The sequence below is a fragment of the Streptomyces echinoruber genome, assembly GCF_014651135.1.
GTDB classification, from domain to species: domain Bacteria; phylum Actinomycetota; class Actinomycetes; order Streptomycetales; family Streptomycetaceae; genus Streptomyces; species Streptomyces echinoruber.
Window position 1 is genome coordinate 314,311 of record NZ_BMWH01000004.1, and the last position, 26,419, is coordinate 340,729.

A 26,419-nucleotide genomic window follows, 5' to 3' on the forward strand; every position below is an offset into this window, starting at 1 on the left:
GGCTCCGCATCCGGCGCGGGGCTGTCCGGAGTAGTGCGCGCGGGCGGATCAGGCGGCGGCGACGAAGGTGTGGGCGGCCTTGTCGTGCCAGCACTGGTGCCACGGCTTGTCGAACAGGCACCACAGCACGCCGACGATCCCGACGCCGAGCACACCGGGCACGGCGTAGACCAGCCAGCGGCGCAGGGCGGCGCCGAACTCCGGGACGTCGTGCGCCTCGATGTCCCGCACCTGCAGCCCGAGCAGCTTCTTGCCGAGCGTGCGGCCCCACTTGACGGTGGGCAGCACCTCGTAGAGCACACCGGCCAGCAGCAGCACCGCCAGGACGATGCCCAGGTAGGCCGCGGTCGTGCCGTCGAGCAGCCACACCGTGACCGTGCGGCCGGACAGCTTCGCCGCGTCGATCTTGGCGTCCACGTGGTCGACGGCCTTCAGGCCCAGCGGTACGGCGGCCACGGCGGTGACGCCGCCGACGACCAGCGTGTCCAGCAGCCGGGCGGCCAGCCGCCGGCCGAGTCCCGCCGGCCGGGCCGCCGCCCGGCGCCGCGCCGCCGCCTGGAAGGGGTCCTCCACCGGCGGCTTCCACGGCGCCACCGGCTGGTCCTCGCCGCCGGCCCCGGCGAGCCGGTGCACCTGCTGCGCCCAGGAGGCCTGCCCGCCGCCCGGGCCGGTGGTCATCGGGGTGGACACCGGGGAGGCGGCGGGGGCCGCCGGTGCGGGCTGGGCGGGCTGGGCGGGAACGGACGGCGCGGGGGCAGCCGACGGGGACGCGGGGGCCGCCGGGCCCGGGACCGGGGCGGCGGCGCCCGCCTGCGCCCGGGCGGCCGCGGCGCGCTCGGCGGCGGCCTTCCCGGCGGCGAAGCCGGAGACACCGGAAGCGGCGGCGCCGGAACCGGGAGCGCCGGGAACGGAACCGGCGGCGGGTGCGGGAGCCGCCGGGCCGGGCGCGGGGTTCGGGGTGTCCCCGCCTCCGCCGCTGAACGCGGGGCCGCCCAGGCCGGCCGCGTCGGGAGCCGGCGGCGTGGCGGCCGGGCCCGGGCCGGGCCGGTTCCCGGCCACCTGGCCGTCCCGCGGGCGCACCGCGCGGATGGTCACGGTGCCCGGGTCGGCGTCGCCGCTCGCGGGCCCCGCCCCGGAGGCCGCCGTCGGGCGGCGGAAGACGAAGGTGCCCGGGTCGGCGTCGCCACCCGGCGGCCGGCCGGCGGGCGACGCCGACCCGGCCGTCGCGTCCGTGCCCGCGCCGGGGCCCGTCCGGGCGCCGCCCCTGGGATCGGCCGCGGTCCTGGGATCGGCCGCGGTCCTGGGGTCACCGCCCGCGCGCGGGTCCGCCCGGTTCGGTGTCCCCCAGGGCACGCCGCGGTCCTGCTCGCCGCCGTGACCGGTCTGCCGGGCGGGGCCGGCGCCCCAGGCGGGGGCCGGAGCGCCGTCGACGGGCGTGCCCGGCCGCTGCTCCGGCCGCGGGTCCTCGTCGAAGAAGTGCGGGCCGGTCTCCTCCACGGCGGGGACGTCCGCGGCGGGGCGGGCGCCGGGGGGCGCGGGGAGCGGTTCCCCGTCGGCGGGGGCCGGCCGGCTGGTGCCGGGCACCCAGGCGGCGCCGTTCCAGTACCGGACGTATCCAGGGATGGACGGGTCCGGGTAATACCCTGCGCGGGGCCTGTCGTCACCGGGGGCCGGGGTGGGGGCGCTCATGTCCGTCGTCCGGTATCTGCTCGGGGATCGTATGGGGCCTCCCACATCTATCAGACCGGCGCACGCGCCACCGCCGCTCCCGCCGGACCCACCCGTTCGAGGCACGGGAAAATCCGCGCCGACCCGCCCGGGGCCGCGCGCCCGGTGCGTGGGCGCGCGGCGGTCAGAACAGCTTGCCGGGGTTGAGGATCCCCAGCGGGTCGAACACCTGCTTGATCGCGCGCTGCATCTCCACGCCCACCGGGCCGAGTTCGCGGGCCAGCCACTCCTTCTTCAGCACGCCGACGCCGTGTTCGCCGGTGATGGTGCCGCCGAGTTCCAGGCCGAGGGCCATGATCTCGTCGAAGGAGGCGCGGGCGCGGGCGGCCTCGTCGGGGTCGGCGGCGTCGAAGCACACGGTGGGGTGGGTGTTGCCGTCCCCCGCGTGGGCGACGACGCCGATGGTCAGGCCGTGCCGGCCGGCGATGCGTTCGACGCCGGTGAAGAGGTCGGCGAGGCGGGAGCGCGGCACGCACACGTCGTCGATCATCGACGTGCCGCGCACGGCCTCCAGCGCGGGCAGCGAGGACCGCCGGGCCTGCAGCAGCAGTTCGGACTCGGCGGCGTCCTCGGCCGGCACGACCTGGGTGGCGCCGGCGGCCTCGCACAGCGCGGCGACGTCGGCGAGGTCGGCGGCCGGGTCGGGGGTGTCGAAGGCGGCGAGCAGCAGGGCCTCGGTGGTCTCCGGCAGGCCCATCCGGGTGAGGTCGTTGACGGCCCGGACGGTCGTACGGTCCATCAGTTCGAGGAGGGACGGCACATGACCGCCCGCCCGTCGCCCGCCGTCGTCCTTCCGCGGAAGCGCTGCGCGCCCTTCCGTTCCCATGATCCGGCACACGGCGTCGCACGCGGCGGCCACCGAGGCGAACTCGGCGGCCAGCACCAGCTGCCGCGGCGGCTTCGGCCGCAGCGCGAGCACGGCCCGTACGACGATGCCGAGCGAGCCCTCCGAGCCGACGAAGAGGCGGGTGAGGTCGTACCCGGCGACGCCCTTGGCGGTGCGGCGGCCGGTGGTCATCAACCGCCCGTCGGCCAGGACGACGTCGAGCCCGAGGACGTACTCGGCGGTCACGCCGTACTTGACGCAGCACAGGCCGCCGGAGCCGGTGCCGATGTTGCCGCCGATGGTGCACGTCTCCCAGCTGGAGGGGTCGGGCGGGTAGTACAGGCCGTGTTCGGCGACGGCGCGGGAGAGGACGGCGTTGACGACGCCGGGTTCGACGACGGCGATCCGGTCGACCGGGTTGATCTCCAGGATGCGGTCCATCTTCGTCAGGGACAGCACGATGCAGCCGTCACAGGCGTTGGCGGCGCCGGACAGGCCGGTGCGGGCGCCCTGCGGGACGACCGGGACGCGCAGCTCGGTGGCGGTGCGCATGACGTGCTGCACCTGCTCCACCGTGCGCGGCAGCACCACCACGGCGGGGGCGCCGGCCGGGCAGAAGCTCGCCATGTCGTGCGCGTAGGAGGCGGTGACGTCGGGATCGCTCAGCACGGCCTCGGGCGGCAGGCCCGCGAGGAGCCGGTCGGTGAGGTTGCCCTGGGCCTCGTCGGGTGGGGCTTGGATACGGCTCATGATCACAGCGTGACACCGGGGGCCACCGGTGTGAACCCCGCGCACGGCACCCTTCGGCCGGACGGGACCGGACGGGACCGGACGGGATCGGACAGGGCCGGGATGGGCCCGGACAGGGCCGAGATGGGGCCGGACGGGGTGGTGAGGGCGGCAAGGGAACCTGTGGCGCCCCTCCGGAGGAGCGCCTGCCTCCGGAGGGGCGTCTTGCCAGGGCGTCTTGCCCGGGACGGGGCGTCTTGCCCGGGGCGGGGCGCCCAACATCACCCCGGGCGGGCGCCTACAGGTTGCCGCGCTTGGCCTGCTCGCGCTCGATCGCCTCGAACAGAGCCTTGAAGTTGCCCTTGCCGAAGCCCATCGAGCCGTGCCGCTCGATGAGTTCGAAGAAGACGGTCGGCCGGTCCTGGACCGGCTTGGTGAAGATCTGCAGCAGGTAGCCGTCCTCGTCGCGGTCGGCGAGGATCTTCAGCTCGCGCAGGGTGTCGATGGGCACGCGGGTCTCGCCGACCCACTCGCCGAGGGTGTCGTAGTAGGAGTCCGGGGTGTCGAGGAACTCGACGCCGTGCTCGCGCATGTGGCGGACGGTGGCGACGATGTCGTTGGTGGCGAGCGCGATGTGCTGGACGCCGGGGCCGCCGTAGAACTCCAGGTACTCGTCGATCTGCGACTTCTTCTTCGCGATCGCCGGCTCGTTGATCGGGAACTTCACCTTGCGGGTGCCGTCCGCGACGACCTTCGACATCAGCGCCGAGTACTCGGTGGCGATGTCGTCGCCGACGAACTCCTTCATGTTGGTGAAGCCCATGACCCGGTTGTAGAACTCCACCCACTCGTTCATCCGGCCGAGTTCGACGTTGCCGACGCAGTGGTCGATCGCCTGGAAGATACGGCGCGCGGGCGGGGCGACGATCGGGTCGGCGGCGACGTAGCCCGGCAGGTAGGGGCCGTCGTAGCCGGAGCGCTCGACCAGGGTGTGCCGGGTCTCGCCGTAGGTGGCGATCGCGGCGAGGACCACGGTGCCGTGCTCGTCCTTCAGCTCGTAGGGCTCGGCCACCGAGCGGGCGCCGCGCTCGATGGCGTGCGCGTAGGCGGCGCGCGCGTCCGGCACCTCCAGCGCGAGGTCGATCACGCCGTCGCCGTGCTCGGCCACGTGCCGGGCCAGGAAGCGGCCCCAGTCGGTGGACGGCTTGATCACCGAGGTGAGGACGAAGCGGGCGGAGCCGCTCTCCAGGACGTAGCTCGCGGTCTCGCGGCTGCCGTTCTCCGGTCCGGAGTAGGCCACCAGCTTCATGCCGAAGGCGGTGGCGTAGTAGTGCGCCGCCTGCTTGGCGTTGCCCACGGCGAAGACGACCGCGTCCATTCCCTTGACCGGGAAGGGGTCGGCCTGCCGTACGGTCGTGTCAGGGGTGTGGTCTGTGGTCTGCGTCATAGCCGAAGGGTCACCCGGCTCTGCAAGGTGCGCAATAGTTCGCGCATTCACTGGGCAACCTGACCAGTGAAAAGCGCGAAAGGCCGCGCTTTCTGTACAGGATGACTACCCGGGGAGGCGGCGTGGGGATCGATCGGCTGGACGCCCGCATCATCGTGCTGCTGGCGCGCGAACCGCGCATCGGCGTGCTGGAGATGTCCCGCCGCCTGGGGGTCGCGCGGGGCACGGTGCAGGCGCGGCTGGACCGGCTGCAGGCGAGCGGCGTCATCCGCGGCTTCGGCCCCGAGGTGGACCCCGCGGCCCTCGGCTACCCGGTCACCGCGTTCGCCACGCTGCAGATCCGGCAGGGGCAGGGCGCGGACGTACGGGCCCACCTCGCGACCGTCCCGGAGGTCCTGGAGCTCCACACCACCACCGGCACCGGCGACATGCTCTGCCGCCTGGTGGCCCGCTCCAACGCCGACCTGCAGCGGGTGATCGACCGCGTCGTCGGCATCGACGGCATCGTCCGCGCCTCCACCGCGATCGTGATGGAGAACCCCGTGCCGCTGCGGGTGATCCCGCTGGTGGAGCAGGCGGCGGAGGACGGGGGGCCGGGGCCTGGGTCGGGAACGGGGCCTGGGTCGGGATCGGGGGCGGGGCCGGGATCGGGGGCGGGGCCGGGATCGGGGGCGGGGCCGGGATCGGGGGCGGCGCGGGCAGGCGGTTGGGCGGGCGCCGGCGGCCCGGCCGCGACCGGCGGACCGCCGCCGGGGCCCGGCAGTTCGGGCCCTAGCAGCTCGGGACCGGGCCCTTCCCCCGCTCCAGGGCCGTCAGGGCGTTGACCGCGCCCTTGAGAGTGGTGACCGGGATCAGGCGCAGGCCCTTGGGCAGTTCGGCGGCGGCGTCCGCGCACTCGGCCTTCGGGACGAGGAAGACGGTGGCGCCGTCGCGGCGGGCGGCCTGGGTCTTCAGGGCCACGCCGCCGACCGCGCCGACCCTGCCGTCGGCGGTGATGGTGCCGGTGCCGGCGACGGTGCGGCCGCCGGTGAGGTCGCCGCCGCTGCCGTCGCCGCGGAGCTTGTCGACGATGCCGAGGGAGAAGAGGAGCCCGGCGCTGGGGCCGCCGACGTCGGCGAGCTTCAGGGTGACCTTGACCTTCCCGCCGTCCATGCCGAGGTAGCGCAGCGCGGCCCGGGTCGCGGCGTCCTGGGACTGCCGCATCTGCTCGGCGTTGTGCTGCTCGATCTCCTGGACGCTGTCGCCGCTCGGGTAGACCGCGTCGCGCGGCATCACCGCCTGGTCGGTGCGGAACCAGCCGTCGACCACGTCGCCGAGCGAGACGCGCGCGTCCGGCGCGGTCGCCTCGATCGTCGTCATCCGCAGTTGCCCGGTCGTCCGGCGCGTGGGCGCGCCCGAGACCGTGATGACCGGGTCGCCCTTGTTCTCGCCGAGCACGTTCGCCGTCATCCCGGGCTGCGCCACGGAGAACGGCAGCGGTGCGAACAGCGCCGTGGCGACGAGCGCCACGACGGGCAGGGCGCAGACGGCGACGGCTCGGGAGCGGGAGAGGCGAGACAGCACGGGAGCAATCTAACGCGAGGGTGACTTACGGCCGGGCGCGCCCCCGGCGCCTCCGGGCCGCTCACCGGCCACTCGCCAGCCACTCGTCGGCAGCTCACCGGCCGGGTCCGGCCGGTCGCCCGCCCTCGCCGCTCCCGCCGGTCGTGCCGGTCGCGCCGGTCGCGCCGGTCGCGTCGGTCACGCCGGTCCCGCCGGTCGCATCGGTCACGCCGGTCGCATCGGTCGTGCCGTCAGCGCAGTGCCTCCGCCACCTCCCGGGCCGCCTCCACCACCCGCGGGCCGACCCGCTCCGGTACGGCGTCCGACAGCATCACCACCCCGACGCTGCCCTCGATGCCGGTGACACCGAGCAGCGGCGCCGCGGCGCCGCTCGCGCCGGCCTCCAACTCGCCGTGGGTGAACGCGTAACCGGGGCCGCTCGGGGACTGCTGCCGGGCCAGCAGGATCGCCTTGCCGGCCGCGCCGCGGTCGAGGGGGTGGCGGAAGCCGGTCCGGTAGGCGACGTGGTAGTCGGTCCAGGTGGGCTCCACCACGGCGACCGCGAGCGCCTCCGTGCCGTCCACCAGGGTCAGGTGGGCCGTCGCCCCGACGTCCTCGGCGAGCGACCGCAGCGCCGGCATGGCCGCCTCCCGCACCAGCGGGTGCACCTGGCGGCCCAGGCGGAGCACCCCGAGCCCGACGCGGGCGCGCCCGCCGAGGTCGCGGCGGACGAGGGAGTGCTGCTCGAGCGTGGCGAGCAGCCGGTACACCACGGTCCGGTTCACGCCCAGTTTGTGGGAAAGCTCGGTGACGGTCAGCCCGTGGTCCGTATCGGCCAGCAGTTTGAGGACCCGCAGTCCCCGGTCGAGCGTCTGAGAGGTCTCCGCGGTCACGACGCCCACTCCTTCAGTGGTGAGGTCGGCGGCCCCTTCGCGGCGGGTGCGTCACCGAGTCCCGTCAGTGACGCGCATCAGAGGCCGCCGATCGGCCGGCGGTCCGGAACGTCCCGGACACAGTCGCTTCACGGCTGCGCTCCGCGGCGGCGCTGCCACGGGGCGTGTGCGTAGCGGGACAGTAGCGAAGCCGGTTCGCTGAGCGGAAGCCTCCGTCCAGAATCCGGGCATCTGCGCAAAGGCGTCGGCGGCGTTCGTCCCGATACGTGCACCGCCCCCGGTCCGGGAGGGAGCCGGGGGCGGTCCGGGACCCGGGTCGGCCGGGAGACGGCGGACGGACGGGATGCGGGGAGGAAGAAAGGGGGATGGGGATGGGGATGGGGGTGGGGGTGGAGACGGGGACGGAGGCGAGAGACGGGGGAGGAAGGAGGGGCCGGGGGCGAGGGACGGGGGACGAAGGACGGGACGCGCGGCAGCACCCGTCGGAGCGGCGTCACCGCATCCGGGTCGCCCACTCCCGCACCTTGGCGATGCGCTGCTTGAGCTGCCCGGCGGTGGCCTCCGCGGTGGCGGGGCCGCCGCACACGCGGCGCAGCTCGGTGTGGATGACGCCGTGCGGCTTGCCGCTCTGGTGGGAGTAGGCGCCGACGAGGGAGTTGAGCTGGCGGCGCAGCTCCATCATCTCCTTGTGGCTGACCACCGGGCGCCGCTCGGCGGGCAGTTCCAGCAGGTCGGCCTCCTCGGCGGGCTTTTTGCGGCTGTGCGCGATCTGCCGGGCCTGCCGCTTCTGCAGCAGCAGCTGCACCTGCTCGGGTTCGAGGAGGCCGGGGATGCCGAGGTAGTCCTGCTCCTCCTCGCTGCCGGGGTGGGCCTGCATGCCGAACTCGGCGCCGTTGTACATGACCCGGTCGAAGACCGCGTCCGACTCCAGCGCCTCGAAGGGCAGCATGTCCTGTTCGCCGGTGTCCTCGTCCTGCTGCTTGTTCGCCTCCTCCATCTCCTTCTCGGACTCGGCGTACGGGTCCTCCTCGCCGCCCTTCTTCGGCTTGTCGAGGACGTGGTCGCGTTCCTTCTCCATCTCGTTGGCGAAGGACAGCAGGTCCGGGACGGTGGGCAGGAACACGGACGCGGTCTCGCCGCGCCGCCGGGAGCGGACGAAGCGGCCGACGGCCTGCGCGAAGAACAGCGGGGTGGAGATGGTCGTCGCGTACACGCCCACGGCGAGGCGGGGCACGTCGACGCCCTCGGACACCATGCGGACGGCGACCATCCACCGCTCGTCGCCCGCGCTGAACTCGTCGATCTTCTTCGACGCGCCGGCGTCGTCGGAGAGCACCACGGTGGCCTTGTGGCCGGTGATCTCGCGCAGCAGCTTGGCGTAGGCGCGGGCGGAGTCCTGGTCGGAGGCGATGACCAGGCCGCCGGCGTCCGGGATGGCCTTGCGGACCTCGGTGAGCCGCTGGTCGGCGGCGCGCAGCACGGCCGGCATCCACTCGCCGCGCGGGTCGAGCGCGGTGCGCCAGGCCTGGCTGATGGCGTCCTTCGTCATCGGCTCGCCGAGCTTGGCCGAGACCTCGTCGCCGGCCTTGGTGCGCCAGCGCATGTTGCCGCTGTAGGAGAGGAAGATGACCGGGCGCACCACGCCGTCGGCGAGCGCGTTGCCGTAGCCGTAGGTGTAGTCGGCGGCCGAGCGCCGGATGCCGTCCGGGCCCTCCTCGTACGTCACGAAGGGGATGGGGTTGGTGTCGGAGCGGAACGGCGTACCGGTGAGCGCCAGGCGGCGCGTGGCCGGCTCGAACGCCTCCAGGCAGGCCTCGCCCCAGGACTTGGTGTCGCCGGCGTGGTGGATCTCGTCCAGGATGACGAGGGTCTTGCGCTGCTCCACGCGGTTGCGGTGCAGCATGGGCCGCACGCCGACACCGGCGTACGTCACGGCGACCCCGTCGTACTCCCGGCCGAGCGGACCCGCGCTGTACTCCGGGTCCAGCTTGATCCCTATCCGCGCGGCCGCCTCCGCCCACTGCTTCTTCAGGTGCTCGGTGGGCGCGACCACGGTGACCTGCTGCACGACGTGGTGGTGCAGCAGCCAGGACGCGAGCGTCAGCGCGAAGGTCGTCTTGCCGGCGCCGGGGGTGGCGACCGCCAGGAAGTCGCGCGGCTGCTCCTGGAGGTACTTCTCCATCGCCGCCTGCTGCCACGCCCTGAGCTTGCTGGCCGTACCCCACGGGGCGCGGCCGGGGAAGGCGGGCGACAGGTGGTGCGAGTGGGAGGTGCTGGAGCTGGCGGCTGTGGTAGTCACGGTCTCCGTGTGGGGTCGGTGGTCGTCGGCTGCGTATGACAACCGGGCCACCCTACCGGTGCCGGATGTCCCCCATGAGAGTGACGAGACCTGGGACGACTCGGAATGCGACGGGGGTCACAGTCGGCGGGTCAGCGTGCGAACCGGGGGAGCCGGGCGGCGATCCCGGGTACGTCGAGTGCGCCCTGGCAGACGTCCAGTACGAACCGCTCGGCCTCGTCCACGTCGAACTCCGCGTCCAGCGGGTGCCCGTTCAGGTGCAGGAAGACCCAGGTCGCGTACCAGGCGAGGCGCTTGTTGCCGTCGACCAGCGCGCGATTGCGGGCGATCGACTCCATGAGGGCGGCCGCCTTCTGCCACACGTCGGGATAGGCGTCCTGCCCGAAGACACTGGACTGCGGGCGGGCGAGGGCCGAGTCCAGCAGGCCGTAGTCCCGGACCTCGCGCGTGCCCAGCCGCTCCGCGAGGTTCAGCAGTTCGGCCAGGGTGAGGTAGCGGGGCACTAGGCGAGCCTCCGGTTCAGCTCCTCACTCGCCCTGAGCACGTGCTCCGCCGCCTCGTCGAAGAGGCGCGCATGTTCGTCGACCGCCCTCATCACCGCGTCGTGGACGAAGGACTGCATGCTGCGGCCCTCCGCCTCGGCGCGCTCGCGAAGGGCGGTCAGCTCTTCCTCGGTGAAGCGGACGTTCAGACCTGCCATGTCTCGCACGGTACCGCGTGGTACCACCCGGTGTCAGCGCGTTCCGCGTTCCCGCACCCGCGTCGCCACCCACGCCCCCGCCAGGGCCACCGCCGCCGTCGGCAGGAACACCGCGGCGAACGCGCCCGGGTGGGAGCCGGCGGAGGCCGCGGCCGCGGCCGGGGTGACCGTGCCGCCGCCGAGGGCGGCGAAGGCGGCGCCGGTGGCGGCGAGGAGCAGGACGTTGGACAGGCCGTCGGAGATCTGCAGCGCCGCCGAGTGGGCGCCGGCCTCCTCCGGGGCGGACAGCTTCAGCACCAGCACGCTCGTGGAGGAGATCACCAGCCCCATCCCGAAGCACCCGACGGCCCACGCCACGGCGACGGTCCACACCGGCACCGCGGGCAGCAGCACGCCCGGCACGGTCGCGATCGCCGCGGTGACCAGCAGCATCCCCACCGCCATCAGCCACTCCCGGTACGGCTGCACGCGCGGCCGGGCCTGCACCCAGGAGGCCAGCGCCCAGGTGCTGCCGCCCGCGGCCAGCGACAGTCCGGCGAACGTCGGGCTCACCCCGCGCTGCGTCACCAGCATCAGCGGGATGAAGGACTCCGCGGCGATGAACGACCCCGCCGCCAGCCCCCGCAGCAGCACCACCGACGGCAGCCCGCGCGCCGCCCGGTGAGTGCCGCGCGGCAGCAGCGCCAGCGCGGCCGGAGCGAGCAGCGCGGCACCCGCCGCGGCCGGTACCAGCGACACCCACCGCAGGTCCTGCGCGGCGTACTGCAGCAGCCCGGCACCGAACGAGACGCCGAGGGCGAGCCGGATCCGGCGGCCGCCGGCCTGTGCGGCGGCACCGGCTCCCGGCGTCACCGGGCCGGCCGCCCGCCGCCGTATCTGCGGCAGCGCGAGCGCCAGCGGGAACACCACCAGCACCGGGATGCCGACGAACACCCAGCGCCAGCCGAGGTGTTCGGTCACCGCGCCCGCGGCCAGCGGCCCGACCACGGACGGCAGCACCCAGGCCGCCGCGAACGCCGCCATGATCGACGCCCGCAGCCGCTCCGGATAGGCGCGGCCCACCACGACGTACAGGGCGACGATCAGCAGCCCGCCGCCGAGCCCCTGCACGGCCCGCCCCACGATGAACAGCCACATCGCGCCCGCCGTGCCCGACAGCAGCAGTCCCGCCGCGAACGCCCCGATCCCGCAGGTCAGCGCCCCCAGCGGGCCCCGCCGGTCGGACCACTGCCCGGCGAGCACCATGCCGAACAGGCTCGTGGTGAAGTACCCCGAGAACGCGAACGCGTACAGCGGCACCCCGTGCAGCTCCCGCGCTGCCACCGGCATGACCGTGCCCATAGTCGGTTTGTGACACCACGTTCGAGGGCCGCCGGTCCCGCTCAGCAGGTGCAGTTCGCGATACCCCAGATCAGTGCGCCAGCCAGTACGGCCAGCACAGTCAGGTAGAGGATCATCATGCGGCGGCGACGGTCCATCACGGCGCCCTCCTTGCCGACCGCTGGCAGTCGGTCACGTGCCGATAGGTCAGGTAGACGCCCGACATGCCCTCGAACACCACGGGCGCGGACCGCCGGGCCCAGGAGATGATCTGCTTGCAGCCGGCGCAGACGGGCGGCGTCTTGCCGGCCATCTGCCGGGCGTCGAGGTGCGCCAGGCGCAGCCGGTCACCGTCGCTGCACAGCTGTCCGGACGGGCAGTCGGCGCACAGCTCCCAGTGGTTGGCCCACGTGAAGTAGGTCCGCAGGCTGCGGATGCGCGCACGCCTGCAGGATGCGCAGGCGTGTGGGGTGTAGCCGTCGCCGACGCACCCGAGGTCGACCATCTCGCGGCCCGCGGCCGGGGTGGAGCACCACAGGCAGACCTCGCCGGTGCGTTGCGCCGGCTCGAGCTCGCGGGCTGCGGGGACTTCGTGGATGAGGAGCATGGTCCTGGTGATCGCGTCGTCGTCTCTCACGCGTCGGCCTCCGCGGCGGCCAGGCGGCGCATGCCGTGGGCGATCAGGTCGGCGACGCGTTGGGGCTCGCACAGCTCCCCCGGTGACGGCATCGGCACCGCCCAGTACGACTGCCAGGTCGTCATCTCCAGCGCGTCCACCCGCGGTACGCCCAGGTAGGTGCCGCGGCTGAGGCACTCCACTCCTGCCCGGGCCAGGACGGCGGCCGCCGGGGCGAGCCGCCGCGGCGCGGAGGCCGGCACCAGCGCGTAGTAGCGCCGGCTCCTCGGGTCACAGATGACGGGGCCGCCGTCCAGGGTGTGGTCCAGGACCTCGTTGGCGCACTGCCGGTGACCGCAGGCAGCGATGGCGTCCACCAGGTCGTAGGGGATCCGCACGGCGGAGAGCAGTGTGCCCAGCGGCAGCAGCGCCACCCCGTCCGGCTCGCTCCACTCGCGGCGGACGTCCTCGGGCGAGGGGTGGGCGGACTGCAGCCAGTGGGAGACGGCCAGGCGGCGGTCCGCGGCGGTGTGCACCAGCGTATCGGGTGCGGATTCGACAAGGCGTAGTGCAGGAGTTCCGGTGCTGGTGTTCAACCTCGAGCCTCCGTGGTGTGGGTCCTGCCCGGTATCGAGGCGCGGCTGTGCGCGGGCAGAGAGTGGGTACTGCCGCTGCTCACGACGCTATGGACGTGATGTGCAGCACAGCCACGGATGTGCAGAAGTTTGCACGCACATCACCCGTAAGGAGGCATCGGCCGTTTCGCGCCCTTGACCACTTTGAGCACTTGGCAGGAAGGTGGTGCAAACATCTGCACAGATCGTGGATGGAGAGTGCTGTGCCACTACTGTTCATCGGGATCGATCCCGAGACCGGGACGGACAAGAGCCCTACCGTGTGGGTCGACCAGGAGAAGAAGGAACTCGTCCTCCAGGGCTACAAGCCGAACGAGGACCTCGAAGCGGAGTGCGCGGCCTTCGAGGTTCCGGGACACGCCAAGGGCATCCCGGACGACGAGGCCGTGATCCGCATTCCGGCCAGGATGGTGCAGATGATCAGGGAGGCGTGCGATGTCCTCGAACGAGCCGACGTTCGCTGAGCTCATGGCCAGCTGCACCAGCCAGGCCGTGCACCTCGAGATGCGCGACTCCTACAGCGTGGATGAGGAGGCGGCCGACTTCCAGGCGTGGCTGCGTACTGGCTGGCGCGACACGGACCCGGCATCTCCGTACTGGGCACCGTGGGTGGGGCTCGTCTCCGACGCGGTCGCGCGCGGCGTCGTCGTGCGGCGGGCCCGTGTCGTCTCCGAGCCGGTGAGCGCCTACATCCGGTACGAGCACGCCGGGACCGTGGTGAATCTGGGCGCCGGTGAGCAGGTGCGGTGGCTGCCCCGGCGGCGCGCGTCGAACATCGCCTTGCCCGGCAACGACTTCTGGCTGTTCGACAACCGGCTGATCCGGTGGAACCACTTCTCCGGCGACGGCGCATGGACCGGTCAGGAGCTCTCCGACGATCCGGCGGCCGCCAAGCTGTGCGCGGAGGCGTTCGAGGCAGTGTGGGCGAGGGCGGTTCCGCACGACCAGTACGAGATCCAGTAGTACGACCCACCGGTAGGCCAGCTCATGCCCGTCTCCCCTTCCTCCTCCGCGCAAGCCGCACGCGAAGCAGTGGCTCGGCGGCTGCGTGATCTCCGCAAGGAGGCCGGCCTGACGGTCGTTGAGCTGGCCGCCGCCTGCGGCTGGCATTACTCGAAGACCTCCCGGATCGAGAATGCCCTCACCGGCCCCTCAGCGAAGGACATCCGCCGCTGGTGCGAGGCCACCAACGCCAAGGACCAGGCGCAGGATCTCATCGTCCAATCTCTCAACGCCGAGTCGATGTACCGGGAGTGGCGTCACCAGGTTCGCAACGGACTCAAGCAGCTGCAGGACGGACTGACACACTTCTACCAGCACACCGAGTTGTTCCGTATCTACAGCTCCACTGTCGTGCCTGGCCTGCTGCAGACCGAGGGCTACGCCGCTGCCGTCCTGCGCATCGCGGCGAGTTTCCACGACCTGCCCACCGACGACAGCGAAGACGCGGCGCGTTCCAGGGTCGCGCGATCGCGTGTCCTGCACGAGCCGGGCCGCCGCTTCGTCATTGTGTTGGAGGAATCCGTCCTGCGCTGCCAGATGGCCAACCAGGACGCGATGGCCGCGCAACTGGGCTACCTGCTCACGGTCGGCGCCCTTCCCTCGGTATCGCTGGGGATCATCCCCATGGGAACAGGACAGAGGACACAGTGGCCGGAGGAAACCTTCCACGTCTACGACGACAAGCTGGTGACGGTGGAACTGGTGTCCGCCGAGGTAAAGGTCACCCAGCCGTCCGAGACCGCGCAGTACCTGAAGACGTTCGAGCGCCTGCGCGGCATGGCCGTGTACGGCGCCGAGGCGCGCGACCTGATCCTGAACGCGATCGAGGCGCTACGCTGACGCGGACACGCGCGCAAAACAGCCCCCTCCCGCCACGGCGAGAGGGGGCTTTGCGCACTCCAGTTCGATGTCACAGGCCGACGTCGTGCAGGTAGGGCTGGACCTCGGCCGGTACGGGCTGGGGTGGGGGCGGTGGCTCCAGCTGTGCGCTGCGGATGTAGCTGACCAGGGACCGCACCCAGGCGGCCAAGTACCGGATGGTGAAGTCCTGCGCGGTGATGCGCGCCCGGTCCCGCTCGCTCTCCTGTTCCTGCTCATCGAGGCGCCGCTCCAGGCGCTCAATGTGCTGGCCCAGCCGGTCGGTGATCACGGTGAAGTCGTCGCGACGGTGGGCGCGGCGAGGCTGGCGTCGGCCGATCACCGCGGTGGCGATACCGCCGGCGGCCGTGACGAGCGCGACCGCCAGAGCGGTCAGCGCGGTGATCATCTCAGGTCTCACCGCTCGCCTCCGATCGTGCTGGTGGCTCCGGCCAACCGGCCGCCACCAGGCAGACCGAGCCGAACGCGCCGAAGATGATTGCGGGCACCCACCCCCGCTCGTACAGCCCGAGCGGCCACCAGGCCGCGAGGTAGCTCATGGCCCAGGGCGCGGTGATCCCCCACACCGCGAAGAACCCAGGCCAGTCCCTCCGCGGCGGCAGCCAGGCGCAGACCAGGGCGACCACTCCGGCCACGATCCATGCCGTGGCCCATGCCTTCAGCGGCATGCCCTTGAGCAGCAGGGTGAGGCCGCGCCGGTCGTGCGCGGGGGCAACGATCTGCCCGTAGCCGTAGAGCGTGGCGATCGTGCCCTTGAGGGTGAGGAGTGCGCCGCGGCGGCCCAGACGTCGGGTGAGCCGCCGGGCCGCCGCCCGCATCAGACCCCCTTGGCGAGCGACGCGGAGTTGGTGACGTCGCGCCAGCGGGCGACGAGGCCCTTCAGCAGGGCCGCGACCGCGCCGGTCCCGCCCGCGGCCGCGGCGTACCACATGGAGGCGTTGAGCGGCTGGGTGATGACGATGCCGCCGATGAACGTCTCCAGGAACGTGGACAGGACGCGCTCGAGGAGGTCGCGGGCGTAGGTGCCGGCGGTCTTCACGACGGTCTCGGCGCCGGGCAGGGTGAACTGGGACATGGCCACCTCATCACTTCGCGGGGAGCTTCAGGGTCTGACCGACGCTCAGGTCGTCGGGGTCCTGCAGGTGGTTGAGGGCGGCGATCTCCCGCCAGCGGTTGCCGTCGCCGAGCTGGCTGGCGGCGATGGACCACAGGGTGTCGCCGGAGCGGACGGTGTAGGTGCGGGCCTGCCCGGGCGACCAGCTCGCGGGGTGCTTGAGGCGTTCGGCGATCCGGTCCAGGATGTCGTCCCATTCCAGCCCGGGGCCGCGGGGGTCGATCTTGCCGGGTTGCCAGTCACGGTGGCGCAGGACAGAGCGGGCGCCCCAGCCGTGGTGGCGGCACAGCGCGGCGGATGCGCGCACGATCGCTTCCACCTGCTCCTTCGGCCAGGGATCGTGGCCGTCGCCGAGGTTCTCGCACTCGAAGCCGTAGAAGTGCCGGTTGCCGTCGGTGTTGGCCTCATCTGCGGCGGGCGGTTTGCGCTCGGCGATGACGGCGCGCAGAACGTCGTCGTCGCCCAGGCCGGCGTGGTTGGCGCGGCCGTAGCCGACCAGGTACACGGTGCCGTCCTTGGCGATGACGCCGTGGCACAGTGGGCCGGGCAGCTCCTCGTCGCCGTCGCGGCAGATGGCGACGGTGCGGTCGGTTCCCCGGGTGACGGTGTGGTGGATCATCACGCCGTGTACCGGACCCCAGGCGCCGCGGTGGTTGCGGTTGTGCGTGCGCCAGTTGCCGACCTCGACGACGTGCAGTCCCTCGGCGCGCAGTCTGGCCAGGACGGTGTCCGCGGTGGGTGGGTTGGCCATCAGGTCTCCAGACACAGGTATGGCCCCGGGCCGGGGCGCGGGGCCGGTGGTGGGCCGGGTCAGCGGATGGTGCGGACGGTCGCCGTGCGCTCGTTGACGCCGGTGACCGTGGCGACCATGGGCAGGGCGGCGAGGGCGTCCGCGAGGGTGCACAGCAGGGAGTCCCGGGTGGCCTCGTCGATGGCGCCGCCGGGCTGGAACTCGACGGTGACCGTGAGGCCTTCGCCTTCGGTGCTGCGGGCGGTGATGTCGTAGTACGGCAGGCTGGGCATCGTCTCTCCTATGCCTTGCGGTAGCGGCCTTGGATGGTGATGAGGCCTCCGGCCTTGAGGTCGACGCCGAGCAGGTTGTTGCTGCCGTCGCCGTCGCTGTCGTCGATGCGGATGCGGTCGGAGCGGGCGCCGGAGCCGCTGGTGAAGAACACGCATTCGCCGCCGCGGATCTGCCCGTTCTGGGTGGAGCCGGAGCCGTTGACGCCGACGGTCTCACCGTGGACGGTCAGGGCCTGGCGGATGGTGCGGTCCACGGGGGTGGGCATGTCGACCTGGACGATGCCGCTGCCGCTGCCGGCGCCGGAGACGGCCAGGTAGACGATGACGTCGACGTAGCTGTCGGTGATGGAGTAGAAGCCGGTCTGGATGCTGAAGGTGACGGTGCCGCCGTTGGTGACCGTGGGTGTGTAGCTGGCGACGTCGGTGGGGCTGGCGGTCTGCAGCCGTTGCGCGGTGATGCGCTGGCCGGGCTGCCACAGGACCATGCGGGCACCTCCTACAGGGCGACGATGGCGGGCTTGTCCAGGCGCACATCGGTGCCGGCGGCCTGGGCCTTGGAGATGCCGTTGGCCGAGCGGGTCACGGTGTAGCGCTGCGGGTTGATTACGTCGAAGGCGCGGTAGCGGACTTCGACGGTGGCGGCGTTGGTGTTGCCGGTGATGCGGATGGAGCGGGTGCCGATCTGGTTCGCGGCGGTGATCGCAGCGTCCGTGGTGTCGATGGCCCAGGGGCCCGGCTCGATCGTGCTCGCCAGCCAGGCCTTCGCGCGCAGCGCGGTGCCCTGCAGCTGGAACCGGACGCGGATCCACTGCCCGGCGGCGTGCGTCACGTTGGGCAGCGTGTAGGTGCCCAGGACCGTCTGGGCGTCGGCGACGATCTTCCGCACCGTGAGGATCACCGTGTTCGACGTCGTGAACTCGACGCGGGCGAGGTACATGTTGCCCGAGTCGAGCATGCGCGCGGTGACCGCGCCATAGAGGCTGTCGCCTGTGGCCAGCGCCGATGTGGTGAGATCGCAGTAGATGTCGGCGTCCGGGTGGATGGCGGTGACCGCGGTGCGGCGGGACGTGTCCACGGTGGACAGGACGTGCGCGGCGTAGCCGGTGTTGACGGTGTAGTCGCTGGCCGCGCCGCCGCCCACCGTGTTCCAGGCCAGGCCGGAGTCGGAGGTGCCCCAGCTGCCGGTGACCGCGCGGTTGAAGGTGTCGTACAGCCAGCTGGACTTGGTGCGGGTGATGCGCACGGCCCACACGTAGTAGACGGCGGATGCCGGCGGGGTGCCGCCGTGGCGGGCGCGGACGACGGCGCGGGAGGCGCCTGCCGGGGCGGTGAGGGTCTGCTCGAGGTAGCTCCACACGCCGGCGGCCACGGCGCTGCCCGTGCCGAGGCTGCTGCTGAGGAGGGTGCCGGCCGCGTCGTACCAGTCGATGCACGGCCGCAGGTCGGCGTGCCCGCCCGGGGAGTACACCCACATGCTGGCGACGTAGGCCGCGCCCGGGGTGATGGTGCCGGCCGCGGTCATCGTGGCGGCCGCGCCGCCGGAGGCGGTGACGCCGTCGGGGGTGATGAGCAGCGAGGCCTTCGCCCGCGGGTGGGGCATGACGACGGCGGTGGAGCGGGCGAGGGTGGCGGCGGCCGCGCTCCATCCGCTGGCGTCGGTGTCGAAGAACGGGTTGGCGTTGACGAGCGTGCCGGGCGCGGTGACGGTCATGACCTCGCCGGCCACCTGCCAGTCCCATGGGGTGTCGGCCACGGTGCCGGCCCACACGGCGCCGGTGGTGGTGAGGACCGGCGCCACGGTGTCCGCCGCGGTGAGCGCGGTGGCGAGCTGGCTGCCGTCGGTGTCGACCCACTGGAACTCGCGCTGGTCCCGGGCGGTGGTGGCGTTGCCGAGCCAGGCGACGTCCCACGCGCTCGCCGGGGTGCAGTTGAAGGTGAGGTCCCAGTCGACGGGGTGGCCGATCACCTCCTGATAGCCCTGCGCGAGCAGGTCGATCGGGCCCGGGGGCAGCCAGCTCGGGGGGTTGGCGATGGTGATGCGGTCGCCGCAGTCGAGCTGGGTGACGTCGTCGATCAGGCTCGGCGCCGCGGCGAGGTCGACGCTCACGGACGGGTAGCGCTCCTCGTCGACGGTGCCCAGGTGCAGGCGCCAGCCGGCGTGCTGGGCGGGCTGGTCGTCGTTGTAGAGGTTGAGGGTGACCGACTCGTCGTAGACGCCCACCCCGTTGGGCGGGGCCTGGACGGACAGCGGGCCGGTGTCCAGGACGGCGCGCGCGGAGGAGCCGCCGTCGCGGGTGACGGTGATGTCGTTGCGCACGTCCTGGTCGTCGTCGACGGGCTCCAGCGGCGGGGCGACGTGGCCCGGCGCGTTGTAGTCCAGTCGCAGCGCCGGCGTCTGGTTGAACAGCGAGACGCGATCACGGTAGGCGAGGCCGAGGATGTCGCGCCGCTCGTAGAGGATCCCGCCGTCGACGTCGGCGGCCTCCTCGACCAGGTCGAGGAATTCCTTGGCCGCCTGCGGTCCCACGAGTTCCTCGTCGGTGACGTCGCCGAACACCATGACGGGCTTGCCCTCTTCGGCGGCCAGGCGGCGGATGCGCGTCCCGGCGGTCTCGCCGGCGAACGCCAGGTCGGCGTTGTTGTAGATGACGGTGTTCGGGGTGGTGAACACGGCGATGTGGCCGAGCTTGAGCCCATCGAGGTCGCTGCTGTAGCCGTTGGGGCCGGCCAGGCCGGAGATCCGGCCGACGCTGCCGGCGAAGGTGGTGGTGGCACCGGCGCCGGCGCCGCCGATCGGGATGAAGCGCACCGTCCAGTCGACATTGGAGCCGTTCTGCACGGCGTACAGCTGCCAGCGGGTCCAGGCGCCGAAGATGCCCTGGCCGGTCATGTTCAGCAGGCTGGAGGTGACGACGTTGTTGTCGCCGTCGTAGCCGAAGATGTCGGCCTCGTTGGTCTTCAGCTGCAGCTGCCACCGCTTGACCGTGCCGGTGCCGTACCACTGCAGGACGGTACGGGCGGTGGCCGGGCCCGCCGACAGGAAGTAGATGAACTCCGTGTGCCAGCCGGTGGCCGATCCGGCGGGGGCGGGCACGTTGCCGGAGAGGGTGGCGCCACCCTTGACGGCAGGCAGTGCCCTCGACCCGGCCAGGGAGTCGTCGGAGGCGAAGTCGAATCCCTGCTGCTTCAGCGGCTGCACGCCGGCGATGGGTGAGTAGAACTGGGTGGCGGCCGCGCCGTCCTCCATCGGCCAGTACGCCAGCGGGCCGCCGGAGGGGATACGGCGGCGCAGGGTGGAGTCCAGCGCCTTGTTGCCCTGGCCGTAGCGGCGCAGGATGCCGGCGGCCTCGATGGGCACGCGCACGTCCTTGCCGGAGACGTCCCAGCGCGACGGCCAGGAGCTCACCTCGCCGACGAACCGGGTGCGCCGGTTGGTGATCTGCGCACCGCCGTCCAGCGTCCATGTGCGGCCGGCCGCGTCGGCGAAACTCGTGGTGCCGATGGGCTGGGCGGTGAAGACGGGGTTGGCGACGGCGGTGCCGCCGATGCCGTTGCGGACTTCGGCGGACATGCAGCGGCCGGCCGCGTTGGTCATGGCGGTACCGGTGGCCTGCCCGATGCGCAGGCTGGCGTTGGTCGCGTTGAAGATGGACGTGGTGCCCGCCTGGACGACGGGGGCGCCGAGCTGGGTCCACGGTCCGGCGGTGCCGCCCGTGGTGCAGGTGTAGAAGGTGATCGTCCGGCCGCCGGCGCCGTTGTCGACGTCGAGGGTCGCGCGTACGGCCAGGCGCCCGGACGGCGGTACCACCAGCTCCACGGTGGAGGAGGCGCCCAGTGCCGAGGAGCCGTCCGGCGACCACTCGAAGTACAGCCGGTTGTTGCGCACGCCGAGGAACCAGGCCTTGTCCGCGGTCGCGCTGCCGAGCTTGCCGATGATCTGCGTGGTTCGCAGCCCGTCGGCCGCGTCCAGCCAGTTGACCAGCAGCGCGTCGACCCGCACGTCGATGTCCCCGGTGATCGCCAGGGCAGCGACGTGCGGGGTCGAGGCAGCGTCACCTGTGCCGCCGGGCAGCCGCAGGAACTGGCTGCCGGCCTTGACACTGACCCGGATGGGGGTGTTGCGCCCGATGAGCCCGTAGTACGGGCTCATCGGGTTGCGGGGGCTGTACTTGCCCAGCCGGTTGTTGAGGGTCAGGGCGCACTTGCCCGGGTCGACGCGCTGCCCCTCGTCGGCGCGGCCGCGCTCGATGGTGATGCGCTCGGCGGTGTAGACGTCCGAGGTGATGTCCGTCCAGGCGCCCCCGAGCTGCAGCTCGACCTGGACGTCGAGGGGAGTTTGGGGGAACGGCACGACCGGCTCCTTTCTAGCCGAGCAGGACCTGGACGCTGCCGCGGCCGTCGACGCGGACGGTCTTGCGCAGCAGCTTCTTGAACTCGCTGTCGGCGCCGGCGAACTCGAAGCGGACGAGGACGGTGCCGCCGCCGGCCTGGGCGCCCATCAGCGGCGCCATGGTCGTCGGGGCGGTGAGCGGCTCGCGGGGCGTGGCCGCGAGCTCGGGCCGCACCAGGCGGCTCATCACCCGGTCCAGCTGCGGCATGGTCTTCTCGATGCCGCGGACCACGCCGGGCGGGATCCACCGGCCGACCTGGTCGGCCATGATCGACGACGGCGACCGGATGCCCAGCGCTCTCTTGATCGCCGACTGCATGGACTTGGCGATCTTCAGCATCTGCTTCTCGATCGCGTGCTGCTCCCTCTGCAGGCCCTTGACGATGCCCTGCGCGGCGCGGATGCCCGTGCCGTACATGGCTTCCCCGGCGACGTCCCCGGCCCGGTTGGCGGCCGAGACGAGCTGTGCCTGGGTGGAGTTGATCTGCTTGACGGTCATCTTGTCGGCGGACGCGAGAGCGGCGGCCGCCGCGGATCCCTGCTCGACACCGGCCTGCGCGATCTGCGCGATCAGGTCGCTCCGGATGCCCTTCTTGCGCAGCGTGGCGAGGTCGGCGGCGAAGCGCTGGGCCATGGCCAGCTTGTCCTGCAGGCCGGTCAGGATGGACTCGGCGGTCACCGGCCCCTCGCCGGCGCCGATCTGCGTGATGTTCGCCGCGTCCAGCATGCCCTTCTTGACGTCGGCGGCGAGCTTGTCGCGGGCCTTGACCAGGTCGGACAGTTTCTTGTTGGCGTTCTTCAGGCGGGTGGCGACGGTGGCCTCGCGCGCGGCCAGGCGCAGCAGCTGCTTGGTCCCGGTGTTGATCGTGGACAGGGCGCGGGTGCGGCGCCGCCCGGGGTTGAGGGCGTCGCGCACGATGTCCGCCAGCCGGGCAGCGGCACGGATCTGCTTGGTGGAGCCGGTCAGCCCGTCGATGAGGCCGCGCGCGATCCACCGGCCCTGAGCCGTCGTCACCTTCGACGGCGACGCGATGCCCAGCGCCTTGGCGATCGGCCCCGGGATCATGCTCTTGGCCCAGCCGATGAGCTTGTTGTAGATCCAGCTGCCCATGCTGGAGATGCCGGACCACAGGCCCTGCACGACGGCCCGCCCCTTGGAGACGAGCAGGCTGCCCATCGAGCCCATGGCGCGGGAGATCCGGCCGGGCAGGCCGCGCACCCAGGCGACCATCTCCGTCGCCTTGCGCACGGTGGCCGTCTTGATCGCCGACCAGTGCTTGATGACCAGGCCGAGGAGGGTCCAGTTGAGGAAGGCCTGGTACAGCTTGCCGGGGATGCCGCGCACCCAGGCGACGACGGCGTTCCACGCCGCGACGGTCTTGGCCTTGATCGTGGACCAGTGCTTGATGATCAGGCCGATGAGGGTGAAGTTCAAGAAGGCCTGGACCATCAGGTTCTTCGCCCAGATCAGCTTGGCGACGACCCAGTTCCACGCGGCCAGGGTGTACTGCTTGACCTTGTCCCAGTTCGCGACGATCAGCGCGACCAGGGCGATGACGCCGGCGATGACCCAGCCGACGGGGCCCATGGCGATCAGCCACTGGGCGGCCATGGTCGCGGCCCAGATCACCGCCCGGGCGGCCATGAGCGCGAACTGTGCGGCGGTGGTGACGGCGACGCGGATGACGGTGACCAGGAACTGGGCGGTCATCCGCGCGGCGGTCGCGGCCCACGCCGCGGCGGTGCGGGTCGCGGACATCACCGCGGCCACGGCCAGCCGCGTGTAGGTGGCGATGCCGAAGGCGAGCATGCGCGCCCACCCGGCGATGGCCAGGTAGGTCGAGGACGCCATGACGCGCTGGGCGATGGTGACCGCGGTGGTCGCCGCCCGGTAGCCGAGCATGCCCACCCGGACGGCCAGCAGCGTGTACGCCAGCAGCTGCAGGACCGGGGTGGGGGTGTTGGCGATGATCCGCGCGAGCGCGTTGGCCATCAGGGTGGTGGTGCCCAGCAGCGGTGCGAGCGAGACGGCGACCTTCAGCACCGCGGTGGCCAGGTTCAGCAGCATGCCGCCGCCGTTGCGGGCCATCTCCATGAACTGGGCGAAGCCCTCGGTGCTGTGCAGCGAGGTGCCCCACTGGGCGAACGCCGCGGACAGGCCGACCAGGCCGCCGGTCATCCCGCTGGAGACGGGCAGGAAGGCCCGTAGCAGCCCGGCGAAGCCGATCGCCAGGTTCTTGACGATCGTGAGGAAGTTGGTGAGGGCCGGGCCGGCGGCCGCGGACATGTCGGCCGCCCAGGCCTTGAAGCCGGCCGACTTCACCCCGACAGCGACCTCGTCGAGGAAGCCGCCGATCGCGCCGGCCGCCGCCTTGACGAACGGCGTCAGGGTCGGCAGCAGGCCGCGCAGGATGTTGATGCCCTTGGTGAACAGGGGCATCGTGGTCGGCGCCAGGCTGTCGGACCACGCCTGGTAGTCCTTCTTCAGCCCGGCGAACGCCATCGCGGTGTCCCGCGTGGCCGGGGGCAGCCCCTTGAGCTGCTGATGCAGCGCCGCGTCCGCATCGCGTGCGGCCTTGGCCGCCGACTCGGCCTCGCGCAGCGCGGACTTGTAGGCCTTGCCGCCCTGGGCGGCGAGCTTCTGCGCCTGGGCCTGCTTGAGCGTGGCCTTCTCGTGCGCGTCCGCCGCCGCGTCCGCGGCCTGGCTCGCCTCGGCGACGGCCTGCAGCTGGGGCTGCGCGGCGGCCTGGAAGGCCTTCACCGCGGCGCCGGCGGCGACCGCGCCCGCGGCGATGCCGCCCAGCGCGGTGACGATCCCCGCCCCGGCCGGGACGGCCATCGCCGCGCCGATGCCCTTGCCGACGGTGGCGAGCTTGGCCTTGAGCTGGCCGATGACCTGGCTGACTCGCTCGCGCGCGACCAGGTTGAACACCAGTGAGGTGTCGCTCACCGTGCCACCCCCTGATGGTCAGGGGGCGGCTCTCAACGCCCCTTGTTCAGTTGTTCAGCGGCCTCACGCTGGGCCTTCTCGTAGGCGTCCAGCCAGTCCAGGTAGGCGTCGGTCTCCTCGACCGTGAAGGTGTCCCAGTCCCGCGCCCGGATGCCCAGCAGGTGCGCGGCATCCCCCAGGCGGCTCAGCCGGCGATCGGCAGCTGGGCTTTTCCCTCGTCCTCGGGGTCCTCGTAGGCCTTCTCGATCTCGGCGTCCAACTGGGCCAGGGCGGCGGCCAGCTGGTCGCCGGTGAGGTTCTCGGCGATCTGGGCGCGGATCTGCTGCAGCTCGCTCTTGGAGTATTCGAGGATCACCTCGTCCCACGCGAAGTCCACGTCCTCCCACTTGACCGTGGGGTGCTCGCGCTTGAGGAACAGGAACAGCAGCGCGCGCCGGCACAGGCTGTTGCCCTCCAGCACGTCGTTGCTGAACTGGGAGAAGTTCCGCCCGGTGCGCCGCTCGATCATCTCCCGCTCGGCGCTCATCAGCTTGCGCGGGTTGTACTTCCACCGCTTCGGCTCCGAGCTGCCCTCGGGCTGGTAGACCAGGTACATCGTTCTCCTATCGGGCCCGGTCGGCGATGCGGCGGGCCATTGCTTCCATGGCGTCCAGCACGGCCTGCCGGTAGGTGTGCTCGCGGCCCTCGAAGGCGTCGTCGAACCAGCGAAGCTTGCCGTGCTGGGTGACCCACCGGTCGCGGTCACCGAAGACGGGGTGCCGCCAGCCGCCGGGCCGGTTGGTGCGCTTGGGCGCGTTGGGGAAGCCGCGCACGTTCCGGGTCTTGAAGGCCTTCACGCGCGCGCCGGACCAGCGGCCGCCCAGCTTGACCTCCGGCCGGATCTTCTTCGCGATCGACGACCGCAGCGCCGGGGAGACACCGGGCCCGGACGACGACATGGCCATGATCGCGGATTTGGCCTCGGCGGCCGCGGGCCGCAGCGCGGCGCGCATGTTCTTGGCCAGGTCGCGCCGCAGCTCCTTGCCGTCCTCCTCGGCACGCAGTGCCCGTACGAGCGCCTGCAGTCCTTCGTGCGTCTCCTGCACGCGCAGTTCGAACGGCGGGCCGACCATCAGCTCGTCGCCCGGGTCACGGCCCCCGACGTCGGGAAGCCGAGGCTGACGGTGGCCTCGTCGCCGACGCTGCCCTCGATGGGGTTCCAGCCGTTGATGAGGATGTTGCCGGTGTAGCCGGGGTTGCTGGGGCTGCGGGCGCCCTGGTCGGCGCGCACCTCGAACGGTACGACCGTGCCGAGCAGCGGCCACATGATGGCGTCCAGCTGGCTGGCGGCGAAGTCCTGCAGGAACTCGCAGCCGAGCTCACCGGACTTCAGGCCGCCCAGCACTTCCTTCCAGCCGAGCGAGGCGTAGGTGGTGACGTCCTTGTCCTCCACCTCGACGGAGAGCTCGGCCTTCTTGGTGTAGGTGGTCAGGGTCTGGCCGTTGATGGACAGGTACTGGGCAAGCAGGACCATCTTGGGCATGGCGGGCCCCCTTTCAGGGCAGGACAGCGGGCCCGGCGCGGGCCGGGAGGATGGGGTGTTGGGCGCTTACTGGATGCCGAGCGCGGCGACGAACAGGAAGCTGGGCGTGGTGCCGCTGATCGTCCAGGCCACGCGCCACCACGTGTCGGTGATCGCCGTCCCGACGGTGCGCAGGATCTGCCCGCCGGGCGCGGTCGCCGCGGTGAACGTCAGCCGGGTGGTGGGGCTGGCGAAGGTGTTGTCCACGCTGGACTCGACGCGGGCGGTCAGGCTCGGCGTGGTGCCGGCGGCGGACAGCACGTGCAGCGCCGCGTACAGCCGCTTGCCCGCGGCGACGGCGCCGAGGTTGAGACCGGTGCCGTTGCCGGAGGTGGTGCGGGCGGTGCCGGGCGGGTGGGCGAACTGGCCCCGCACCAGCGGCCAGCTGCTCTTGGCGGTCGACGTCCAGGGGGCGACCTCGCCGACCGCGTCGAACGCCTTGTAGTCCGCCCGCATGGCGTTGGTGAAATAGACCAGGTCACCGACGTTCGCCGCGTTGTTCGCGCTGACCGACCAGGGGCCGACTCCCCCGAGCTGGGCCCATGAGGCGTCGTCGACCTTGGTGGGATCGAGGGCCTCCCACTGCCCCTCGCCGGAGATCTCCGCGGACGCCAGCCCGCCCATGACCTCCTTCCAGCCCTGGCTGGCGTAGTTCGTGGCGTCCTTGTCCTCGACCTCCGTGGACAGTTCGATCTTGTTGCTGTTGCCGGTCAGGTCCACGCCGACCGCGAAGGTACGGACGTTGGTCAGGACGGTCCGGGACAC

Annotated in this window: 26 protein-coding genes and 1 pseudogene; 4 read left to right on the forward strand and 23 right to left on the reverse strand. The window is 72.3% G+C overall.

Annotated features, from left to right (window positions below):
* Positions 1–48 precede the first annotated feature (48 nt).
* The 3 genes from IE225_RS08425 to hppD all read right to left on the reverse strand — a co-directional run bounded on the left by IE225_RS08425 (position 49) and on the right by hppD (position 4,730).
* Positions 49–1,689: an RDD family protein gene (locus IE225_RS08425; protein ID WP_190056728.1), complete on the reverse strand. Its 1,641-nt coding sequence runs from the start codon at positions 1,687–1,689 to the stop codon at positions 49–51.
* 163 nt (positions 1,690–1,852) lie between these two features.
* On the reverse strand, positions 1,853–3,310 hold the full coding sequence (locus tag IE225_RS08430) for an FAD-binding oxidoreductase (RefSeq protein ID WP_190056729.1): 1,458 nt from the start codon (positions 3,308–3,310) through the stop codon (positions 1,853–1,855).
* Between the two features lie 271 nt (positions 3,311–3,581).
* Entirely contained in the window at positions 3,582–4,730 is a 1,149-nt protein-coding gene (hppD, locus tag IE225_RS08435) for a 4-hydroxyphenylpyruvate dioxygenase (protein ID WP_190056730.1), read from the reverse strand.
* A gap of 101 nt (positions 4,731–4,831) precedes the next feature.
* Here hppD and IE225_RS08440 point away from each other — a divergent pair.
* Positions 4,832–5,317 (forward strand): annotated as a pseudogene (locus IE225_RS08440) (Lrp/AsnC family transcriptional regulator); the annotation flags it as partial.
* Positions 5,318–5,501: 184 nt separating this feature from the next.
* Here the strand turns inward: IE225_RS08440 and IE225_RS08445 are convergent.
* The 8 genes from IE225_RS08445 to IE225_RS08480 form a co-directional block, all read right to left on the reverse strand.
* Entirely contained in the window at positions 5,502–6,293 is a 792-nt protein-coding gene (locus IE225_RS08445; RefSeq protein ID WP_190056731.1) for a S16 family serine protease, read from the reverse strand.
* Between the two features lie 230 nt (positions 6,294–6,523).
* Complete coding sequence (locus IE225_RS08450) at positions 6,524–7,165, reverse strand: IclR family transcriptional regulator (RefSeq protein ID WP_190056732.1); 642 nt, start codon at positions 7,163–7,165, stop codon at positions 6,524–6,526.
* Between the two features lie 493 nt (positions 7,166–7,658).
* Positions 7,659–9,464 (reverse strand): DEAD/DEAH box helicase, encoded by a 1,806-nt coding sequence (locus IE225_RS08455; RefSeq protein WP_190056733.1) that lies wholly within the window; start codon positions 9,462–9,464, stop codon positions 7,659–7,661.
* 131 nt (positions 9,465–9,595) lie between these two features.
* Positions 9,596–9,967 carry a type II toxin-antitoxin system death-on-curing family toxin gene (locus IE225_RS08460; protein ID WP_190056734.1) on the reverse strand — a complete coding sequence of 124 codons (372 nt, stop codon included), beginning with the start codon at positions 9,965–9,967 and terminating at the stop codon, positions 9,596–9,598.
* Positions 9,967–10,164, reverse strand: coding sequence for an Arc family DNA-binding protein (locus tag IE225_RS08465; RefSeq protein ID WP_190056735.1), 198 nt, complete (start codon positions 10,162–10,164; stop codon positions 9,967–9,969). Before IE225_RS08465 ends, IE225_RS08460 begins: the two co-directional genes overlap by 1 nt.
* 33 nt (positions 10,165–10,197) lie before the next feature.
* Positions 10,198–11,505, reverse strand: coding sequence for an MFS transporter (locus IE225_RS08470; protein WP_190056736.1), 1,308 nt, complete (start codon positions 11,503–11,505; stop codon positions 10,198–10,200).
* A gap of 136 nt (positions 11,506–11,641) precedes the next feature.
* Complete coding sequence (locus IE225_RS08475; protein WP_190056737.1) at positions 11,642–12,121, reverse strand: hypothetical protein; 480 nt, start codon at positions 12,119–12,121, stop codon at positions 11,642–11,644.
* Positions 12,118–12,636 (reverse strand): hypothetical protein, encoded by a 519-nt coding sequence (locus IE225_RS08480; RefSeq protein WP_229879325.1) that lies wholly within the window; start codon positions 12,634–12,636, stop codon positions 12,118–12,120. Before IE225_RS08480 ends, IE225_RS08475 begins: the two co-directional genes overlap by 4 nt.
* A 302-nt stretch (positions 12,637–12,938) precedes the next feature.
* Between IE225_RS08480 and IE225_RS08485 the strand changes: the two genes are divergently transcribed.
* Genes IE225_RS08485 through IE225_RS08495 form a run of 3 tightly spaced genes read left to right on the forward strand, consistent with a single transcriptional unit; the run spans position 12,939 to position 14,577 of the window.
* On the forward strand, positions 12,939–13,199 hold the full coding sequence (locus tag IE225_RS08485) for a hypothetical protein (protein WP_190056739.1): 261 nt from the start codon (positions 12,939–12,941) through the stop codon (positions 13,197–13,199).
* Positions 13,171–13,698 carry a DUF6879 family protein gene (locus tag IE225_RS08490; protein ID WP_190056740.1) on the forward strand — a complete coding sequence of 176 codons (528 nt, stop codon included), beginning with the start codon at positions 13,171–13,173 and terminating at the stop codon, positions 13,696–13,698. Before IE225_RS08485 ends, IE225_RS08490 begins: the two co-directional genes overlap by 29 nt.
* A gap of 24 nt (positions 13,699–13,722) precedes the next feature.
* A complete protein-coding gene (locus IE225_RS08495; protein WP_190056741.1) occupies positions 13,723–14,577 on the forward strand; it encodes a helix-turn-helix domain-containing protein in 855 nt (284 codons plus the stop codon).
* Between the two features lie 70 nt (positions 14,578–14,647).
* Here IE225_RS08495 and IE225_RS08500 read toward each other — a convergent pair whose 3' ends face one another.
* The 12 genes from IE225_RS08500 to IE225_RS08555 form a co-directional block, all read right to left on the reverse strand.
* Positions 14,648–15,016, reverse strand: coding sequence for a hypothetical protein (locus IE225_RS08500; protein ID WP_190056742.1), 369 nt, complete (start codon positions 15,014–15,016; stop codon positions 14,648–14,650).
* Positions 15,006–15,434 carry a hypothetical protein gene (locus tag IE225_RS08505; RefSeq protein WP_190056743.1) on the reverse strand — a complete coding sequence of 143 codons (429 nt, stop codon included), beginning with the start codon at positions 15,432–15,434 and terminating at the stop codon, positions 15,006–15,008. Before IE225_RS08505 ends, IE225_RS08500 begins: the two co-directional genes overlap by 11 nt.
* Positions 15,434–15,691, reverse strand: a complete 258-nt coding sequence (locus IE225_RS08510) for a hypothetical protein (protein WP_190056744.1) — start codon at positions 15,689–15,691, stop codon at positions 15,434–15,436. The genes IE225_RS08505 and IE225_RS08510 overlap by 1 nt, the downstream gene beginning before the upstream one ends.
* A gap of 10 nt (positions 15,692–15,701) precedes the next feature.
* Positions 15,702–16,481, reverse strand: coding sequence for a LysM peptidoglycan-binding domain-containing protein (locus IE225_RS08515; protein WP_190056745.1), 780 nt, complete (start codon positions 16,479–16,481; stop codon positions 15,702–15,704).
* 59 nt (positions 16,482–16,540) lie between these two features.
* A complete protein-coding gene (locus IE225_RS08520; protein WP_190056746.1) occupies positions 16,541–16,753 on the reverse strand; it encodes a hypothetical protein in 213 nt (70 codons plus the stop codon).
* 8 nt (positions 16,754–16,761) lie between these two features.
* Positions 16,762–17,238 (reverse strand): hypothetical protein, encoded by a 477-nt coding sequence (locus IE225_RS08525; protein WP_190056747.1) that lies wholly within the window; start codon positions 17,236–17,238, stop codon positions 16,762–16,764.
* An 11-nt stretch (positions 17,239–17,249) separates the two neighbouring features.
* Entirely contained in the window at positions 17,250–21,104 is a 3,855-nt protein-coding gene (locus tag IE225_RS08530) for a hypothetical protein (protein WP_190056748.1), read from the reverse strand.
* 13 nt (positions 21,105–21,117) lie between these two features.
* Entirely contained in the window at positions 21,118–24,093 is a 2,976-nt protein-coding gene (locus tag IE225_RS08535; RefSeq protein ID WP_190056749.1) for a hypothetical protein, read from the reverse strand.
* Positions 24,094–24,277: 184 nt separating this feature from the next.
* Entirely contained in the window at positions 24,278–24,688 is a 411-nt protein-coding gene (locus tag IE225_RS08540) for a hypothetical protein (protein ID WP_190056750.1), read from the reverse strand.
* Positions 24,689–24,695: 7 nt separating this feature from the next.
* Positions 24,696–25,205, reverse strand: coding sequence for a hypothetical protein (locus tag IE225_RS08545; protein WP_190056751.1), 510 nt, complete (start codon positions 25,203–25,205; stop codon positions 24,696–24,698).
* Positions 25,205–25,615, reverse strand: coding sequence for a phage tail tube protein (locus IE225_RS08550; RefSeq protein ID WP_190056752.1), 411 nt, complete (start codon positions 25,613–25,615; stop codon positions 25,205–25,207). Before IE225_RS08550 ends, IE225_RS08545 begins: the two co-directional genes overlap by 1 nt.
* 66 nt (positions 25,616–25,681) lie before the next feature.
* Positions 25,682–26,419: a hypothetical protein gene (locus IE225_RS08555; protein ID WP_190056753.1), complete on the reverse strand. Its 738-nt coding sequence runs from the start codon at positions 26,417–26,419 to the stop codon at positions 25,682–25,684.

What these genes read in the sequence shown, in the direction of transcription:
- IE225_RS08465 (WP_190056735.1), bottom strand. Translation starts at nt 10,164, where the DNA reads ATGGCAGGTCTGAACGTCCGCTTCACCGAGGAAGAGCTGACCGCCCTT.
- IE225_RS08520 (WP_190056746.1), bottom strand. Translation starts at nt 16,753, where the DNA reads ATGCCCAGCCTGCCGTACTACGACATCACCGCCCGCAGCACCGAAGGC.
- IE225_RS08425 (WP_190056728.1), bottom strand. Translation starts at nt 1,689, where the DNA reads ATGAGCGCCCCCACCCCGGCCCCCGGTGACGACAGGCCCCGCGCAGGG.
- IE225_RS08490 (WP_190056740.1), top strand. Translation starts at nt 13,171, where the DNA reads ATGTCCTCGAACGAGCCGACGTTCGCTGAGCTCATGGCCAGCTGCACC.
- IE225_RS08550 (WP_190056752.1), bottom strand. Translation starts at nt 25,615, where the DNA reads ATGCCCAAGATGGTCCTGCTTGCCCAGTACCTGTCCATCAACGGCCAG.
- IE225_RS08510 (WP_190056744.1), bottom strand. Translation starts at nt 15,691, where the DNA reads ATGTCCCAGTTCACCCTGCCCGGCGCCGAGACCGTCGTGAAGACCGCC.
- IE225_RS08515 (WP_190056745.1), bottom strand. Translation starts at nt 16,481, where the DNA reads ATGGCCAACCCACCCACCGCGGACACCGTCCTGGCCAGACTGCGCGCC.
- IE225_RS08540 (WP_190056750.1), bottom strand. Translation starts at nt 24,688, where the DNA reads ATGTACCTGGTCTACCAGCCCGAGGGCAGCTCGGAGCCGAAGCGGTGG.
- IE225_RS08505 (WP_190056743.1), bottom strand. Translation starts at nt 15,434, where the DNA reads ATGCGGGCGGCGGCCCGGCGGCTCACCCGACGTCTGGGCCGCCGCGGC.
- IE225_RS08545 (WP_190056751.1), bottom strand. Translation starts at nt 25,205, where the DNA reads ATGGTCGGCCCGCCGTTCGAACTGCGCGTGCAGGAGACGCACGAAGGA.
- IE225_RS08495 (WP_190056741.1), top strand. Translation starts at nt 13,723, where the DNA reads ATGCCCGTCTCCCCTTCCTCCTCCGCGCAAGCCGCACGCGAAGCAGTG.
- IE225_RS08525 (WP_190056747.1), bottom strand. Translation starts at nt 17,238, where the DNA reads ATGGTCCTGTGGCAGCCCGGCCAGCGCATCACCGCGCAACGGCTGCAG.
- IE225_RS08470 (WP_190056736.1), bottom strand. Translation starts at nt 11,505, where the DNA reads ATGGGCACGGTCATGCCGGTGGCAGCGCGGGAGCTGCACGGGGTGCCG.
- hppD (WP_190056730.1), bottom strand. Translation starts at nt 4,730, where the DNA reads ATGACGCAGACCACAGACCACACCCCTGACACGACCGTACGGCAGGCC.